Source organism: Streptomyces sp. AcH 505 (genome assembly GCF_000818175.1).
In the GTDB taxonomy this organism is placed as follows: Bacteria; Actinomycetota; Actinomycetes; order Streptomycetales; family Streptomycetaceae; genus Streptomyces.
The window spans coordinates 13754-29385 of sequence record NZ_JTIY01000009.1 but is presented as its reverse complement, the minus strand read 5'-3'; the positions used below and the strand labels follow the sequence as shown (position 1 = coordinate 29385).

General features: G+C 61.0%; 16 protein-coding genes and 1 pseudogene. All 17 read right to left on the bottom strand.

Annotated features, from left to right (window positions below; translation table 11 throughout):
* Positions 1–471 (bottom strand): annotated as a pseudogene (locus HY68_RS37840) (hypothetical protein); the annotation flags it as partial.
* Entirely contained in the window at positions 471–1316 is an 846-nt protein-coding gene (locus HY68_RS39925; RefSeq protein WP_157874587.1) for a glycosyltransferase family A protein, read from the bottom strand. The pseudogene HY68_RS37840 and the gene HY68_RS39925, both read right to left, overlap by 1 nt.
* Before the next feature lie 85 nt (positions 1317–1401).
* Positions 1402–2622, bottom strand: a complete 1221-nt coding sequence (locus tag HY68_RS37830; protein WP_042001923.1) for a glycosyltransferase — start codon at positions 2620–2622, stop codon at positions 1402–1404.
* Positions 2619–3374 carry a class I SAM-dependent methyltransferase gene (locus tag HY68_RS37825; RefSeq protein WP_042001920.1) on the bottom strand — a complete coding sequence of 252 codons (756 nt, stop codon included), beginning with the start codon at positions 3372–3374 and terminating at the stop codon, positions 2619–2621. The genes HY68_RS37830 and HY68_RS37825 overlap by 4 nt, the downstream gene beginning before the upstream one ends.
* A gap of 41 nt (positions 3375–3415) precedes the next feature.
* A complete protein-coding gene (locus tag HY68_RS37820) occupies positions 3416–4156 on the bottom strand; it encodes a DUF268 domain-containing protein (protein WP_042001917.1) in 741 nt (246 codons plus the stop codon).
* A gap of 52 nt (positions 4157–4208) precedes the next feature.
* Positions 4209–5075 carry a glycosyltransferase family 2 protein gene (locus HY68_RS37815; protein WP_052457569.1) on the bottom strand — a complete coding sequence of 289 codons (867 nt, stop codon included), beginning with the start codon at positions 5073–5075 and terminating at the stop codon, positions 4209–4211.
* Positions 5076–5077: 2 nt separating this feature from the next.
* Positions 5078–6304, bottom strand: coding sequence for a glycosyltransferase (locus tag HY68_RS39920; RefSeq protein WP_052457568.1), 1227 nt, complete (start codon positions 6302–6304; stop codon positions 5078–5080).
* Positions 6301–7254: an SDR family oxidoreductase gene (locus tag HY68_RS37805; RefSeq protein ID WP_042001914.1), complete on the bottom strand. Its 954-nt coding sequence runs from the start codon at positions 7252–7254 to the stop codon at positions 6301–6303. Before HY68_RS37805 ends, HY68_RS39920 begins: the two co-directional genes overlap by 4 nt.
* Positions 7251–8138: a hypothetical protein gene (locus HY68_RS37800; protein ID WP_042001909.1), complete on the bottom strand. Its 888-nt coding sequence runs from the start codon at positions 8136–8138 to the stop codon at positions 7251–7253. The genes HY68_RS37805 and HY68_RS37800 overlap by 4 nt, the downstream gene beginning before the upstream one ends.
* A gap of 4 nt (positions 8139–8142) precedes the next feature.
* On the bottom strand, positions 8143–8742 hold the full coding sequence (locus tag HY68_RS41560; protein ID WP_078864206.1) for an acyltransferase: 600 nt from the start codon (positions 8740–8742) through the stop codon (positions 8143–8145).
* A gap of 19 nt (positions 8743–8761) precedes the next feature.
* Positions 8762–9451: a class I SAM-dependent methyltransferase gene (locus HY68_RS37795; protein ID WP_042001906.1), complete on the bottom strand. Its 690-nt coding sequence runs from the start codon at positions 9449–9451 to the stop codon at positions 8762–8764.
* Complete coding sequence (locus HY68_RS37790) at positions 9448–10356, bottom strand: glycosyltransferase family A protein (protein WP_042001902.1); 909 nt, start codon at positions 10354–10356, stop codon at positions 9448–9450. Before HY68_RS37790 ends, HY68_RS37795 begins: the two co-directional genes overlap by 4 nt.
* Before the next feature lies 1 nt (position 10357).
* Positions 10358–11104, bottom strand: a complete 747-nt coding sequence (locus HY68_RS37785) for an FkbM family methyltransferase (RefSeq protein ID WP_052457566.1) — start codon at positions 11102–11104, stop codon at positions 10358–10360.
* Between the two features lie 18 nt (positions 11105–11122).
* Positions 11123–11971 carry an ABC transporter permease gene (locus HY68_RS37780; RefSeq protein ID WP_157874586.1) on the bottom strand — a complete coding sequence of 283 codons (849 nt, stop codon included), beginning with the start codon at positions 11969–11971 and terminating at the stop codon, positions 11123–11125.
* 41 nt (positions 11972–12012) lie between these two features.
* On the bottom strand, positions 12013–13128 hold the full coding sequence (locus HY68_RS37775) for an FkbM family methyltransferase (RefSeq protein WP_078864204.1): 1116 nt from the start codon (positions 13126–13128) through the stop codon (positions 12013–12015).
* 7 nt (positions 13129–13135) lie between these two features.
* A complete protein-coding gene (locus HY68_RS37770) occupies positions 13136–14365 on the bottom strand; it encodes a hypothetical protein (protein WP_042001892.1) in 1230 nt (409 codons plus the stop codon).
* A gap of 15 nt (positions 14366–14380) precedes the next feature.
* Entirely contained in the window at positions 14381–15622 is a 1242-nt protein-coding gene (locus HY68_RS43245) for an ABC transporter ATP-binding protein (protein WP_042001889.1), read from the bottom strand.
* Positions 15623–15632 lie beyond the last annotated feature (10 nt).

Below are 15632 nucleotides of genomic sequence, written 5' to 3'. Positions count from 1 at the left end.
GCCATAGAACAGCGGCTTCTCGCCGAAGCGATCGCGGCACAGCGTCAGCGTTCGCGCGCGCTGATCCCACAGCGCGAAGGCGAACATCCCGACAAGGCGCTGCAGCGCGCCGGCGACACCCCATTGCCGAACCGCATACAACAGCGTTTCCGTGTCGGAATGCCCACGCCAGTTCGGCGCCGCTCCCTCGGCTTCGAGCTCGGCGCGAAGTTCGAGATGATTGTAGATCTCGCCATTGAAGGTGATCGAGAAACGGCCGCATTCGCTGCGCATCGGCTGCGCCCCCGCCTGCGAAAGATCGAGGATCGACAACCGGCGATGGCCGAGGGCAATGCCCGCCGCGGCATCGGTCCAGATGCCGCCGGCATCGGGGCCGCGATGCCGGAGCGCATCCGCCATCCGCGACGCTACGCCCGCGAGCACCTCCTCATCGCCACCGCCCGGCCGCAGCAAGCCTGCAATGCCACACATCAGGTCGCGGCCTTGTTGAGGCCGAGCCGCTGCCGCAGTTCCTGCCATCGTTGCGCAACCGATGGCGGCACCGGCAGCAATCGTTTGCGCTGCGCCATGCGATTGAGACCGAGACCAATGGTGACGACGTCGACGATGCCTTTGATGCCCTGCGCGGCGATCGCGCCCAACACAGGAAGCAACGGACCCGAGCGCCTCGCATGTCGCCACAAGGACGTGACGAATGTCCGCCGTCCCAGCAGCATTTTGCGCAAATTCATCGCATCCCATCGATATCCGATCAGAATGTCTTCAAGGGCGGCAAACCGGCTTCGTGAAAATGTTCGCAGCAGCAAATCCTGATCCTGAGTTTTCATCAATGCGCCGTCATATGGATTGTCGCGAAACCAGGCCGCACGGCCACACCAGGTGGGATGCGGAAAAGGAAATCCGCGAAAAGGTTGCGCCGAGATTTCTTCGTGCGTCAGCCCGATCGGAAGCCGACCGATGAGCTCGGTTTCCGTAAAGACCGCCGCACCACAACCAAGCAGATCGAGCTGCGGCTCCTGCTGCAATCGCTCGATCTGGCGTGCGAGACGCTCCGGAAAACAGACATCGTCCGCATCCATGCGGGCGATGAAGCCGCCGCGGCTGACGGCAACGGCTTGATTGAGCCGTGTCGCGAGGCCCGCGCTGGAGGATTCGCGGATCAACCGTATTCTGGCATCGGCGATCCCCTCCACGATGGACGCACTGGCATCGGACGATCCGTCGTCGATGACGATGAGCTCCCAATCGCGCAATGTCTGCAGCTGTACGGAGCGGACGGCCGCGCCGACGGTCGCAGCATTGTTGCGCATCGACATGATGACGGACACCAGTGGGCGCCCGGTTGCAGGTTCATCCGTCGTGACGTCCGTGGTGCCAGTGAGATGCATTGCGCCTGACACGTCAGCTTTCGTGGTAGAACAGCCGTCCGGGCCAGCCGCGCGCGAAATAAGTGGTTGCTCCGCACAGGCGCCAGGACAGATCGAACAGCAGTCGCCGCGCTGCGCGCGGGCCGCGTTCGTTGCCGAACGCCAGCGTGAGCAGAACGGCCAACAATGAGCGAAGCCAGGCGATCGCAGCCGTGTTGCGGTGACACGCGACCGCCGCGGCAAGAGCGTCGGGCAACAGCGCCCAGGATAGGCTGCTGCGCCCGGCGCCGGTGGATTGCAGCTTCGCCAGGATCTCTGCAAAGCGCTTCGCATAGGTATGCTCGGCGCAAGTCCGCGCATGACCGGCCTGCGCCATGAGGTCGCGCGCTTCGGGATGGCCGAGGAAGTAACGCGCCTTGGCGACCAGCTCGTCCGGCGATGCGAACGTGGCGACCTCCTCGCCCGGCGTCAAATACCGCTCCAATCCCGGCGCTGTTTCCGTCAACAGAAAGCCGCCGGCGCCGGGAACCTCGAACGTGCGCGCCTTGATCTGACGACTGTTGGCGCCCGCAGTGGGACCCGGATTTTGACCGGCTCCGGCAAAATTCAGCGAAATACGCGAGGTGCGAAAAATCTCGGGAATGCTGGCGGCGTCGACGACGCCATTTTCCGTGCCATGCCCGAAGCATGTGACAGAAATTCCGGCGCGGCGCATCGTCTCGATCCACGCGGCACGATAGCCGTACATGCTGCCGACGAAACTTACATCATGGCGGCATTCCGCGGCCGGGCACGGCGCCCTGAGATCGGTCTCGGATGCGGCCCATTGCGACAGCATGACGTTGCCGAGGCCGAGCGATCGTGCGGTCTTTTCCGCGGCCGGATCGGTCGTCACATGCAGGTCAACATGATCGGCAAAGAACCGCGACGCCTGCGCAAACTTCCAGGAATCGTCGGTGCCCCAGTTGACGATCAGCGCGGGGCTGTTCGCCCGGATCAGATCCAGCGTATCGAACCAGATCTCGTAGTGCATCAGCACGCAAAAAATAACGTCTGGCTGAAACGCAACAACACGCTCCAGCAGCGCCGTATTCAGCGCAGCGAAATCGGCGTGCAGCGAGCGATCGCCGGAATCGAAAAGGCTGACCTCGTGTCCCAGCCGCGCCAATGCCGGGACGAAGTGCACATAGTCGTAGTTCTCGCCCCGCTCCGGCTTGCCGTAAGCGAAGCGGCTTAGCACGCAGAGGATTTTCATGGGGGCGGCGGGAGGCGCTTGCGAACCGCCGACACGTGATAACCGACCGTGAAGCGACGTTCGCCATCAAAGCGGTCAAGCAGCCTTGCCGCAACCGGCACACCGACAAGAAGCCATGGCGCAAACAGCAGCCAGAACGGCACCCACACCAGGTGAACCAACCAGGGCGCGGCAAAGCCGAATGGCCGGGTCATGCGCACGAACCGGATCGTCTCCTGCGCGATGTGTCGCAAACTACCGGCGTTGGACGAGACCGCAACCGACTCGAAGCCGGCCTCATCCAGAAATTTTTCGTACCAGTACGGCGTATAGCCACCATAGAAATGATATGGCTCCTGATGAATGCCGGATCCCAACGGCGCCGTGAGAATCAGACGTCCTCCGGGGGCGACGATCCGACCGATTTCGCGCACGACGGCGATAGGTTCGGGAACGTGCTCCAGCACCTCGGTGCAGATCACGGCGTCGAAGCTGCCATCCGGCACAGGCACAGCCTTCGCATCGGAAACGACGTCGATCCGCGCATAGTCGCCATGCCGCAGCTGTGCATTCTTCAACTGCGCAAAATCGTGCGTCTTGTAGATGCAATGGGCAAACAGGGGCCGATAGGGCGCCGACCCCGCGCCGACATCAAGCACCTTCGACCCCGCTGGAATCTGCGCGGCCTGCTCTGCCACCCAAATGTCGCGATTGCGGACGTTGAAGGCAAAGAAATCGCTATTGGCGAGGGAGCGCCGCAAAGCTGACAACATCGGGATCAGAAGACCAGGGTTAAAGGAGACGGCAAGGACCGCTACCGCTGAAATTCGAAAAGGCCGCAGCCATAGTCGAGCTGCGGAACATGATCCGGCAATACCTCGTGATGAAGCGTGCCCGCGTCTGAAACATAAGCGAAGCCGGTCAGCCGCAGCTGTGGAAACCATGACACGATCGTCGCCGGTGCGAACACGCGATGGGCGTTGAAGCAGACCCGTTCCCGTCCGATCGGGGTCGACAAATAGAGCTTGCCACCCGGGCCGATCACGCGCTGCAGTTCCTGCGCCGCGAGATGCGCACCATCCGCATTGATCGGATCGCCATAACGCCCGAGCCCGATATGCTCAATGACGTGCAGACAGGACAGGCTGGTCACCGACCGATCGGCAAACGGCAGCCGGTTGATATCGGCCGCAACGCAATTCAACCCGCTTTGATGAACGACGAGCGGCCGATAATCGACAAAAATAGTTGGAACGTGCGCCGAGAGCACCCCCATCGTCAATACACTGGAGCCAATATCGACATGTTGGCACGGTTTGAACTCCGCCAGCCGCCGCGCCAGCCAGTTGCCCTGGTAGAAGTAATGGGGATCGAACGGCGTGGTCGGCAAGCGGTCCGCCAGGCATGGATAGCTGTCGGCGGCCTTGACCGACCACGATCCGGCTTGACGGCGGAACGCGATCCAGTCCGCCGCATAGCGCGGCAGATATCCCAGCGAAACCACGCGACGCCAATCGACGATCGCGCCAATCCAGCGCTTGAGGAACTCTTTCATCGGGAGATGATCATTTCAATTATCTCAGTTGTCCTCGCAGCCTGCGGATGCATCAGAGCGATGCCCCCTCCTGCATCGGCGAGATCCGCTGATCCGGCCCCCAATAGGCGCCGCAGGGAACCTTCGCCGCAAGCTGCCCAACAAGATCCGGCCTGCGCCAGGCCAGCGGCGCAAGGCGCGAACGCGCGCTCATCGCAATCCTGTAGACGCCGCGATGGATGGCCTTCAACGCCGGCCCGGTGCGGTCGGCATCGAGCTCACGCGCGCGAACCCGCCGGCGTTCGATCTGATAGGCTTGGGAGCCGGAGATCGACTTCTGTCCGGCATGCCGCCGGAACGCGCTGAACGTCAGGGGCACGTAAGCGGCCCTCCCCGCCTGCGCCATACGCAGGAAGAGGTCGTAGTCGGCGGCATACTGCAACGAGCGATCGATCCCACCGATCGCTTCATACAGGCTGCGGCGCCAGAAACAGGCGTCCTGCAGCGGAGTCCAGCCCCCGAACAATGTTGCCGTGCGCAGATTCGGCACCCATCCGCGGCTGAAGGACAGAATCCGATTGATTTCATCGACATAGAAATCATCACCGAAGATCATGTCCCGCTCATCGGTGACGGCGTTCCGCGCGGCATCAAGCGCTCCGGACAGATAAAAATCCCCGGCGTTGATCCAGCACAGGATGTCTCCGGTTGCGCGCACAAATCCCTTGCCGATCGCGTCCGCATATCCGGCATCCGGCTCGCTGATCCAGGCGGTGATGTTGTGCTCATAACGACGAATGGTATCAACACTGCCATCGGTCGATCCGCCATCGATGACGAAATACTCGTCGCCCGGCCGCAGGTTGGCAACGACCGACTTGATGGTGTCTTCCAGATAGCGCGCCATATTGAAGGACGGTGTGACCACGGAGATGCGCATGGCTAGTGTTGCTCGTCCAGCGACGCCTGCTGCGTGCGCATCGATATATGTTTGGCGTCGGAACCATGCCGGGCCAGGGTTGCCAGCACGATGTCCTCGTAACATCGCGCAAAGGCCTGGCGGCGGGCTGGAAGAGCAGTTGCGGCACGATCGACATGAACGGCCTCAGCCACGGCATCCCACCGATCCAGGGCCTGGGACATCAGCTCGGCCAGCCGGGCCGCGTCGCCGGTTGCGAAGAAGCCCGCTCGATCCGGGGCCTGCTCCCGATGCACCGGAATATCCGAGAGCAGAATAGCCTTGCCCATCGACTTCGCTTCCTCGACGGTCGTGCTCCAGCCCTCGAATTTCGATGGATTGATCACGCCAACCGCATGTCGCATCAAACTCATCATATCGATGTAGGGCACCACGCCCAGCGGTCGAAACAGGTCGTCCACGCCTAGTCCGCGCGCGGTCTCCATCAGCGACGAGAAATGATGCGGCTGGCGCGGGTCGTCCGTGTTGCCGGTTGCAATCACCTGGACCGGCTTGGCCTGCCGGCGCAACAGCGCAAGCGCCTCCAGCACGATCGCGTGATTCTTGTGAATCCAGAACTGGTTGGGCAGATGAAAGTATGCCGCACCCACGTCATATGCAGCCGCGAGTTGATCGCGCGGCAAGAATTCTTCCGGTGGCGGAACGTTTGCAACGAACTGCAGCACCGCCGTCGCAACGTCTCCTCCGCGGACTTTTTTCAAGTCGGACAATGCGGATTCGCTGCTGAGCAACAGTGTGGACGCGTGACGACAGGTGCTGGCCAGATTCCGGCGGCGCGCGGCGAGCTCTCTCGGCGAAAAGAATTCGGGAAACGTGAGTTCCTGGAAATCCGGAATCCAGGAGATGCTGCGAACCGGCGCATGTTTGCCGAAGTGCCCCGAATGCGACAAAATCCCGATGCCCGTCGAACGCAGGGCCCGTTCCATCAGGAAATCGCGTCCCGACGCCACCCGCATCACCCGCCGCATGTGACTGACCAGCGAGGAAGCATCCAGCAGCGGCAAGCAAATGACGGCCATGTCGGGGAACTGGCTTTTCAGCGCGTCGACGCCGCGCCCTGATGTGATCAGCACCGGATCGATCCTGCGCTCCGGCAACGCCTTGATCGCTGAAAACAGGTTGCGGTAGTAGCTGATGCCGCCGAGCCAGCCATTGTCGCTGAACGCCATGATGAATCCGACACGGATCATGTCATAAGCCCGGGTCTTGAGCCGAAGTCATGAGCCAGGGCGCCGCGGGCCCATGCGACGTACTCGGCGAGACCCGTGGCGAAGTCCTGCCAGGGCGCCCAGTCCATCGCGCGCGCACGGACAATATTGGCCTCATAGCCCGGAGGATCTCCCTGGCGGGCCTCGCCGGAGAAAGTGAGCTCCGGTGCCGATGCCGACCAAAGCTCGCGCAACTGCGCCAGCGCGTCGCGAACCCTGATGGAGGTCCCGCTGCCGCCATTGACAATCGGCACCGCCGCAGATGCCTGCCCCGCGATGGCATCGACCAGGCGAACGGCATCACCGACATGAAGCCAGTCGCGACGCTCATTGCCGCTGCCGCCGAAGCGACCATCCTGCTGCGAGAACTTGCGGCAGGCATCCCAGAACAGCTGCTTGCGCAAACCCGGACCGTAGACCGAGAATAGCCGAACGATCGCGATCTCGAGCCCCTCTTCCTGGCCGGCCTGCCGGCAACGCTGCTCGATCGCGAGCTTGCTCTTGCCATAAGGCGAGATCGGATTGAGCGGCGTGTCTTCCGGGATCGGCAGATGCGCTACAACGCCATACACCGCCGCGCTGGACAGCACGACAATCCGGGGGCGTGCCGCCTGGCGGCGCGCGAAGTCGAGAACTTCGACCGCGGCGCCGACACTCTTGCGAAACTCGGCATCGGGATCGCGAAAGGAATCGCCGACCAATCCACTGCCGGCGCAATGAACGATAAGATCGATGGGTTCGGCGAACGCTGTAAGCGCGTCGCTGGATACATCGCCGGAATGCCAGCGGGTCAGTGCCGCCTCGGCATCCACCTCGCCGTGGCCGATGCCGATGACCCGGCGGCCGCGCGATCGGAAATGCTTGGAGACATGACGACCGATGAAGCCGAGTGCGCCGGTGACGAGGACGGCCGATCCGTCAGGAGAGATCATGAACGCAGATCGACCAACGGCAGCGTTTCAAGCAGCTTCTGCTCGTCCTCCGTCGACAGGAAGCTCAGCTGCCCGGAAGGGTCCCTCGCCTCGCGGAAACATGCCGGGACATAAGCCTCGCGAGCGCTCACACGCGGCAGAATCGCTGGCAGCACATCCTTGCGGACAAAAAACGCATTGTTGCCGGCGGAGTTGCAGCCGACCAGCGCGTAGCCCTTGGTCTCGCCAAGCTCGGTCAGGGCGGCCAGCGAAGCGCCGTAATAGATCATCGAATAGTGCGCCCGCCCCCGGACGAACTGCGCATCGTAGGGAACGCTGACCGCCCGCTCGGCGCCGAAACGCGCATTATATTCCGCTATGACGATCCGCGGCTTGACGACGTCGACCGCCTGCCAAACCCAATAATCGTTGCCGTCGATATCAACCGACAGCAATCCGATATCGCCGGCAAATCCGGCAGAGCGGATCACGTCGTTGATGTTGTCGCGGGTAATGAACGCGCACTCGGCGCGGAGACGATGCCGCCAATAGATCTCGCTGTGGCGGATTTTCTCGACATTTTCGGCGCTTCCGTCGATGACCAGACCCGACCAGTGATCCTTGACCACGAGAAATCGTGTGCTGGATTCAAGATAGTCCTGAACGCCGAATTCCACGAAGGTCTTGTCCGCAATAGGGACATGGCGAACGAGAAACTGGATGATGCCGTCCTCACCCCATTGCGAGAAGACGCGAAATTCGGCCTCGCGAAGCGTGCGCGCGTTTTCGGTCTGCCTGGCTTCGATGCGACCCATGGCCTCCTGAAGGTAAACCGCCCTGGTCTCGATCGAGTCGACACGACGAAGGCGGGACAGCAAGGACGTCAAGACACGCACAAAATTCATCCGTTCATGGCAGGGATTGACCGACGGGAGCCGCCGGATTGCCGACGACAACGGTGTAGGGAGCAACATCGCGGGTAACCGTCGAGCAGGCTCCGATAATAGCGCCCTCTCCGATTCGCACGCCCTTCAGAATGGTGCTGTTGAAACCGATCCAGGCGTCGTCGCAGATCTCGATATCACCGGAACTCACATTTTCCACGAAGCTCGCCGCTCCCGTCTGGACCCGCTCCCGGAAATGCCGGTGGCGCTCGGCCGCCGAGAGGGAGTGCGCATCGTTGTCGTGAACGTTGACGCCGTGAGACAGGAAAACACGGCTGCCGATTCTGACATTCGACAGCGACCAGATCCGGGTTCCCTCACCGACATAGCAATGGTCACCGATGTCGATACGCCCACCGTGCGGATAGACCAGAAGTTCGCCTGCGAGCCATGTCCATTTGCCAAGGACAACATTTCCGGCATCGCCGGAATTGACCACGCGGCCGGACGACAGGATTTTGGAGCCCTCACCACACTGACAATAACGTTGCTGGCGACGGTCCCAGAGACTGTCCATGGCCTGCACCCAGCGGCCACGCAGTCTGGCGAGCAGCGACAGCATCATCGAGACGACGAGACCATGATCAGGCCGACAGGCAGACCAGCCACTTGCCGAGCGACATCCGGTCCGTCCAGGTCGAATCCAGGATCGCGACCTTGTCGTAGGCGGTGCGGCATTTCTTGTCCCACCAGCCCACGCTGTTGTTGTGGTAGCTCTGGAAGGTCTTGATCCATCCCTCGTCGGCATCGCTGCGCGACACCGGGATCATGTGGAACGTCCCAAAGCGCGCCACGCGGCCGCATTCCCTGAGGAACTTCTCGATGCCGTCCGCCGTGAAGTGTTCCAGCGACCCGATGGAATAGGCCCAATCGAACGACTGGTCGGGATAGCTCATCGACGTCGCATCGGTCACAAGCAGCCTCTCCCGCGGAATTCCCCGTGCGATGGCCTTGTCGATCAGCATGTTCGAGATGTCGCAGCCATGCACCTCCAGATCGGGATTGCTCTTCAGCAGCTCCATGGTGCGGCCGGTGCCGCAGGCGATATCCAGCACCCGCCCCTTGCGGCCTGCCATGAGCAGTTGAATATCGTTCCAGGCATTGCCCTCGCCCCAGCGATCGAGCATCTCGGCCATCTTGGGATCCCAATAGATATCGAGATCCTGTTCGGTGCCGTTGGTCTTGGTCGGCCGCAGCGCAACCACTCGGCCTCTCAGGCCCTGAGCGCTCCGCAACAAAATCGGCGGGATGAAATCCCGAATATAGTCCTTCATTTAAGAAGCCTTCTGATGAGTCGAACCAACGGATGGGACGGGGAACCGGACAGTGCGCGCTTTACCCGATCGAGCGCTGCCGGCTCGACGCGCAATTCCGTGGGCCAGTTCTCGTAGCGACGCATGGCATCAGCATTGACGCGAAGATCGTCCTGCAAATGCTGCGTACCCGCCCCGTGCGTGCCGCTCCCGTCGATCCCGACGTTCTGGACCAGCGAGTGCTGCGGGTAGAGAATCAGCCCGCCCTTGAGAAAAACCGAGAGCAGCCAGCGTATACCCCAGGAATCGATCCTGCCCTCGATCTGATCCCTGAGCATGCCGAAATAATCATAGCAGTTGTCGAGATTGAACCGGGCGCGCAATTGCGGATCGCGCTTCAGCCGATCGTAACCCGCGACCGACGTATCGAACTGGGTCCAGGCGCGCTGCCAGGTCGCCCATCCCCAGCAGCTGATCAGCGGCAGGAACAGCCCGTCGGACGATCCCTCCGCCTCGACCGGAAACATGTATCCCGAAACCTGGAACACGGCCGCTTCATTCTCGTAGCGCTCAAGCCCGCGGTTGAGAAACGTCAGGAATTGCGGGGCCACCAGCAGATCGTCCTCGACCACGATAACCCGGCCGCGCTCCGAACAGACCTCCGAGACGCCCGAGATGATCGAGTTCGCCAGACCCAGATTCCTGTCGCGCTCGATCATCGTGACCGACCTGAACCCAGACGCGGCGCGGGCAACGGCCCTGGCCTGTTCGATCGCGTCGGCATGCTCCGGCTTTTTCGGACCGTCGGCGTAAATGATCAGATCGCTCTCGCTTGCCAACGGATTGGCCGCGAGCCCCGCGAGCGTCCGGCGCGTGTGGTCAGGCCGGTTGTAGACGAACAAAACGATCGGCGCCAAATCCTGCATGTCAGGCAGCCCGGTTCGGCGAAGAGATCTGTGGCCCGTCTTCGTATATCAGCGTGTTGAGTGTTTTGGCGATCAGCCGATAGCCAGCGGCAGCGACAAAAGTGTTGATCGGATCACTCTCGATGGCCTGCACGGTCCGCTCATGCGCCTCGACCAGCAACACGCGTGGCCGAAAACGGCTCCAGTCACTTGAACGAAGAACGGACAGGTCCATTCCTTCGACATCGATCGACAGAAAGTCGATCACCTGATCCTCCGGCAGATATTCGGTGAGCAGGTCATCAAGCCCTCGCACCGCGATGCGTCTGGTCTCCAGCAGGCGGTAGCCCGGGATACGCGAACGTTCCGACGCCAGATCGGCATCGAACGTATTCAAGGCCGGCTCGTTGAAGAAGTGAAAGGTAAGCTCCCCTTCGGTGTCCGAAACGCCGACGCAAACATTGATGTCGGACGGACGGTCCCGATGAAATGCCTTGATAGCGTCCGGGTTCGGGTCAACGTTGAGTCCGGTCCAGCCGCGGCGATGAAAATAGCAGGTGTTCGAGAACCGGAACGGATGATGCGCACCGATGTCGACATAGAAGCCCTGCTTCTGGCCCTCGAACAACCGCCGCAGGATCATGTCTTCGCCGTCCTGCGAATAGGCAAGGTGGACGAAGGGATCGAGGCGCTCGGCAAGGCGCCGCGCGTTTTCGGACAGCCATGCCGGCACTGCCGCACGGACAAACTGCATGAAAGCGAGCTGCATCTTTGGCGGATTCCGGCTTCAGACCCGGTCCACGATCGTGCGCTCCATGCGCGCGAAGAACAGCAGGCCGGTGACGAGCAGAACAGCCGTAATGACCAGCGACTTGAGCTCGGCCGAGATATTGACCGCCGGCGCCCCTTGCAGCAACGCCCAGCGAAAACCTTCCAGCGGTCCCACCAGCGGATTGTACTCGTAAAGCCACATCCATTTCTGCGGAACGATGGCCGAGGTCGTGTAGGCCACCGGACTGACGAACATCCCGAGTTGCAGGATCAGCGGCAATGCGTGACGAAGGTCGCGAAAAATCCCGTCGATCGCGGACAGCCAAAGACTAAATGCCAGCACCGTCAACGCGACCTGAATGACGAAAAGCGGTGCCATCAGCATCGGCATCTGCAGCGGAATTTGGAACCAGACGAGAACGCCAGCCAGCAGGATCAGCGAAATCAAAACATCGAACAGCGCCGAAATGACTGCGGCGAGAGGCAGCACGATACGCGGAAAGTAGACCTTGGTGATCAAGGCGGCATTGGCCGTCAGACTGGTTGCGCCCTCCGAAACGCCTCGGGTGAACAACTGCCACAAGATCATTCCAGCGAACGCCGACGGCACATAAGGCAGGTTTCCCGCGGGCTGGGTCGGCACCAGCTTGAAGAAGATTACGAAAATTGCCGTGAACGCGACCGGAACGATCACCGCCCAGAGCAGGCCGAACACGGTCTGCTTGTAGCGCGCCCGGATATGCCGCCACGCCAGCAGGAATGCGAGATGGCGATATTGCCAAAGCTCGCCAAACTGGAACGCATGCAGTGCGCTCGGCGAGATATCATACACAGGTTTGGCGGATCGGGATGCGGGAAAGGACAAAAGGATTTCTTCCGGTGGATTAGGTCTGGCCCAGCGACGTTCTAGCCGTTGGGGTAACCCTGATACATATGCTGGCACCAGCGCGGCGCGTTTCTCGGTGCCACCCGCATGCCGAGCGCACGCATTCTGCGCCAGAACGGCGTATTCGCCAGCCATGGACGATAGTTCACGACGTAATGCAGGTCGACGATGGCCTGCTTCAGGTCCGCGGCCGTGCCAGCATCGAATATATCCGCCTGCTCCGCCTTTGCGATGAGGCTGTGAGCTTCGGAATAGTAGTTGTAGACAGCATAGACGAGTGCCATCCGCCTCACCTCGCCGGCATCTCCGCGGGCGAGCAACAAGGACTTTTTACGGAAGTAGATGGCATCGAACTCCCAGATGCGGGCGGCGATGGTCGGGCTGTTGGGATCGACGGAGAAAACCTCGGCTTCGTAGCCCCCGTCCGCGCCTCGGAACGGGCGTCGAACTCGAGCGACGCGAACGTCAAAAAACTCCAGCCCATTCTCTTCCATGAACTGTTCAACCGCCGGAAAGCGCGCTTCCTTCGGATAGAAAGAATGCATCCCGACTTCGAGCTCGGTTCCCAGCAGATTGGGCAACCGGTCCTGCCCAAGCCCGCCCAGCGCCTCGAGTTCAGCTCCCTGGATATCGAGCTTGATCAAGTCGACGCGGCGCTCGCCCGCATCGTCCAGGATCGACGACAACCGCCTGGTGGCTATGCTCTGCTCCGTAATCGGGAACAGATAGTTCGGATCGACGTAGTCAGCACAATCCAACGCCGCTTCCGAATCGAAACGAAGGATCGAGGTTCCCGTCGGAACATTGGAGACATAGAGCGTCCGTGGTCCGTCAGTCCCGGCAACTCCTGCGCAAACCACATGCCGCGTCGCGTCCAGTCCGGCGGCCTTGTTGGCGCGTTCGAGTTCGGCACAGGCATCCTGACGCGGCTCGACCTGATAGACGCGGGCGATGCCGTTGAGGAGTTCCCAGTGAGGCAGCACACCATTCGCCGCACCGACGTCGACGGCAACGAATCTGTCTTCACCGAGAATGACCCGCTGCAATCCCGCCGCGGTCAGCGTGTCGGTACGGCGCGGCGAAAACCTGCGGCGCACCGTATCCGCCATTCGATAGGCGCGAGAAGCTATGGACATTGAGAGATCATTCGCCCTTCAGGACGCGACGGGCAATCGCCCGCGCACGCTTCTTCAGCGCTCCAATCTTCGGCGGGTCCGGTTCGATCGCGAAAATCACCTGAAATACGAACCGCTCGCCCGACTTGACCAAGGCACCACGATGGATGCCGTAGTCGCCGTCGAACACGATGCAGTTTCCGACGTCGCGCGTCACCTTGATTTCGTCCTTGAGAAGATCCGATGAGAGCTCGGTGTCGTCGGTTATATCCTCACCGAAATGGCTGCAGGCCTGAAGAGCCGTCGGCAGCATGAGAAATTCGCGCCGATATTCGAGCTCCTGGAAGCGCCGACGATAGTAGCTTTGCGTTCCGGCAATGTAGTCATCGTAGAAACGATGGTCGATCGACTTGATCAGGAAATGGATGAAGTTGGACCTCGGCTTGCTGTGGCTTCCCTTGATATAGCCGGTCGGACCGTTTTCTTCCGTCACCTCGGAGAGCGCAATAATCGCCTTCGGATTACGGCACCCATGATCATAATGCATATAGACAGTCTTTGATGTCGCCATGCCGACATCGGCATAGCAATTCTGCCACCAGTCCTGCTTGTTATGGGAGTACTCCAGCGAAAAACCGGTAAACGTCACATTGCTGCCGAAATAGGCGGAAAGGCCGTCAAGCACTGCGCTTCGGCGAAAGAACCGATCGAGGCGCACGCCAACGCCGGCGTACCGCGGCATGCTCTCAGCCACGCGTATTTTCGGATTGAGTTCGGCGGCCGCGCGCAACCTTGCGATCACCGGCGCGCACAGCTCCCACAGCTTCTTTTTCTCGACCTCGCTCAACCGGCAGATATGCACGCCATCTCGCTTCAAATCGTCGGCTACGCTTCGCGCCTGCGACGACAGCGGGCGATTGAAACTATGCCGGTCATTCCGGATTTTCGCTTCCTCCAGCAGTTCGCCTGTCACGTCTGCGAGGGCCCGGCTCAGGAGCAACCGGACGCGTTCATTGGAGGTCGTTCGGTCGAGATAGGCCGCCAGTTCAGCAATTCGCCGGCCCGGCCCATTGTCGAACGCCTGCCCCAGCGCCGCGTCATCGTGCCGCTCGCGGTGAAGGGCATCGAGAGCCAGATCGACGGCCTCTATCATGCCGTCCACGATCGCATCGTCGCCGCGCACGGGAACGTCAAGATCGCGAAACGCGGGATGCGCCCGGTAGTCGATGTCGGGGTAGAAACGCACGTGCTGGTTCATGAGGTTTTTCTCCTCTTACGCCTTGGCAAGAGATCGCGGCTTGTCGGTCTCAGCATGCCGAACGTTGTAATCGATCGAAACGAGGCCGCCGCGGTGGAAAATATTTTCTTCCGCGGATTCGATGATGAGATGGGGCAGATTCACGTTCGCGTCGAGAATATCCTCGAAGATGCTGAAATCATTGCTGCCCAATCCCAGCGTCAGCGCGAATTCGCCGGGTCGAAACGGCAGTTTCGGGATTTCGATCTTGATCTCGCCCGTGTCACCCGCCTTCAAGGGGCGATCCCGAATGACTTCCTTGAGACTTGTCACGATGTCGCCGCTTCCGGCCACGGCGAACGATACCACAAGATCGAGAGAGTCCACGGGCTGATGGACCTCATAGGAAATATCGAGCTCCAGAGCATCGCCCGAGTTGAACGACCATTTCTGACGTTCGGGCTGCCCAGGGCTGGAAATGGAGAATGCGGCGATCCTGGCGTGTCCCCGCGTTCGATTCAGGCGATTGCCCAGCGAACGCTCCCGGACATCGAACGATGTCTGCTGTCCGGCCGCGTATCTCGTGAGCACCTCGCCGACCGGCCCATCTGCAACCAGCGTCCCCCGCTCCAACAAAATCGCCCGGGAACACAGGCTCCGAATGGCCTGCATGTTGTGGCTCACGAAAATGATGGTCCGCCCCTCCTGGTTGGTGCTGCTGTCCATCTTGGCCAGGCATTTCTTTTGGAAAGCGACGTCGCCCACCGCCAGCACCTCGTCCACGATCAGGATGTCAGGGTCGAGATGTGCGGCAACGGCGAAGGCGAGCCGGACGTACATGCCGGACGAATAGCGCTTGACCGGCGTATCGACGAACTTGTCGACCCCGGCGAAATCAACGATTTCGTCGAACCTTCGGTCGATCTCGGACTTGCGCATCCCGAGAATGGTCCCGCTCAGATAGACATTCTCCCGCCCGGTCAACTCCGGATGAAAGCCCGTTCCGACCTCGAGAATGGTGCCCATCCGGCCACGAATTCGGGCACGCCCCTGGGTCGGTGCGGTGACCCGCGACAAAATCTTGAGCAATGTGCTTTTTCCGGCACCGTTCGAGCCGATAATGCCGACAGCTTCATGCTCGCGAATTTCGAAGGAAACATCACGCAACGCCCAGAATGTATCCTTTGACGACGAACTCCTGAACCAGCTCAGCATGCCGCTCTCTCCAAGATCGTACTGCTTGGAAAGGGATCGAACGTCGATGGCTGTCGAAGGCATCTGGTGACCT

What these genes read in the sequence shown, in the direction of transcription:
- HY68_RS37815 (WP_052457569.1), bottom strand. Translation starts at nt 5,075, where the DNA reads ATGCGCATCTCCGTGGTCACACCGTCCTTCAATATGGCGCGCTATCTG.
- HY68_RS37825 (WP_042001920.1), bottom strand. Translation starts at nt 3,374, where the DNA reads ATGTTGTCAGCTTTGCGGCGCTCCCTCGCCAATAGCGATTTCTTTGCC.
- HY68_RS37775 (WP_078864204.1), bottom strand. Translation starts at nt 13,128, where the DNA reads ATGTCCATAGCTTCTCGCGCCTATCGAATGGCGGATACGGTGCGCCGC.
- HY68_RS37770 (WP_042001892.1), bottom strand. Translation starts at nt 14,365, where the DNA reads ATGAACCAGCACGTGCGTTTCTACCCCGACATCGACTACCGGGCGCAT.
- HY68_RS37820 (WP_042001917.1), bottom strand. Translation starts at nt 4,156, where the DNA reads ATGAAAGAGTTCCTCAAGCGCTGGATTGGCGCGATCGTCGATTGGCGT.
- HY68_RS39925 (WP_157874587.1), bottom strand. Translation starts at nt 1,316, where the DNA reads ATGTCGATGCGCAACAATGCTGCGACCGTCGGCGCGGCCGTCCGCTCC.
- HY68_RS41560 (WP_078864206.1), bottom strand. Translation starts at nt 8,742, where the DNA reads ATGATGCTGTCGCTGCTCGCCAGACTGCGTGGCCGCTGGGTGCAGGCC.
- HY68_RS37830 (WP_042001923.1), bottom strand. Translation starts at nt 2,622, where the DNA reads ATGAAAATCCTCTGCGTGCTAAGCCGCTTCGCTTACGGCAAGCCGGAG.
- HY68_RS37785 (WP_052457566.1), bottom strand. Translation starts at nt 11,104, where the DNA reads ATGCAGCTCGCTTTCATGCAGTTTGTCCGTGCGGCAGTGCCGGCATGG.
- HY68_RS43245 (WP_042001889.1), bottom strand. Translation starts at nt 15,622, where the DNA reads ATGCCTTCGACAGCCATCGACGTTCGATCCCTTTCCAAGCAGTACGAT.
- HY68_RS37790 (WP_042001902.1), bottom strand. Translation starts at nt 10,356, where the DNA reads ATGCAGGATTTGGCGCCGATCGTTTTGTTCGTCTACAACCGGCCTGAC.
- HY68_RS39920 (WP_052457568.1), bottom strand. Translation starts at nt 6,304, where the DNA reads ATGATCCGTGTCGGATTCATCATGGCGTTCAGCGACAATGGCTGGCTC.
- HY68_RS37805 (WP_042001914.1), bottom strand. Translation starts at nt 7,254, where the DNA reads ATGATCTCTCCTGACGGATCGGCCGTCCTCGTCACCGGCGCACTCGGC.
- HY68_RS37800 (WP_042001909.1), bottom strand. Translation starts at nt 8,138, where the DNA reads ATGAATTTTGTGCGTGTCTTGACGTCCTTGCTGTCCCGCCTTCGTCGT.
- HY68_RS37795 (WP_042001906.1), bottom strand. Translation starts at nt 9,451, where the DNA reads ATGAAGGACTATATTCGGGATTTCATCCCGCCGATTTTGTTGCGGAGC.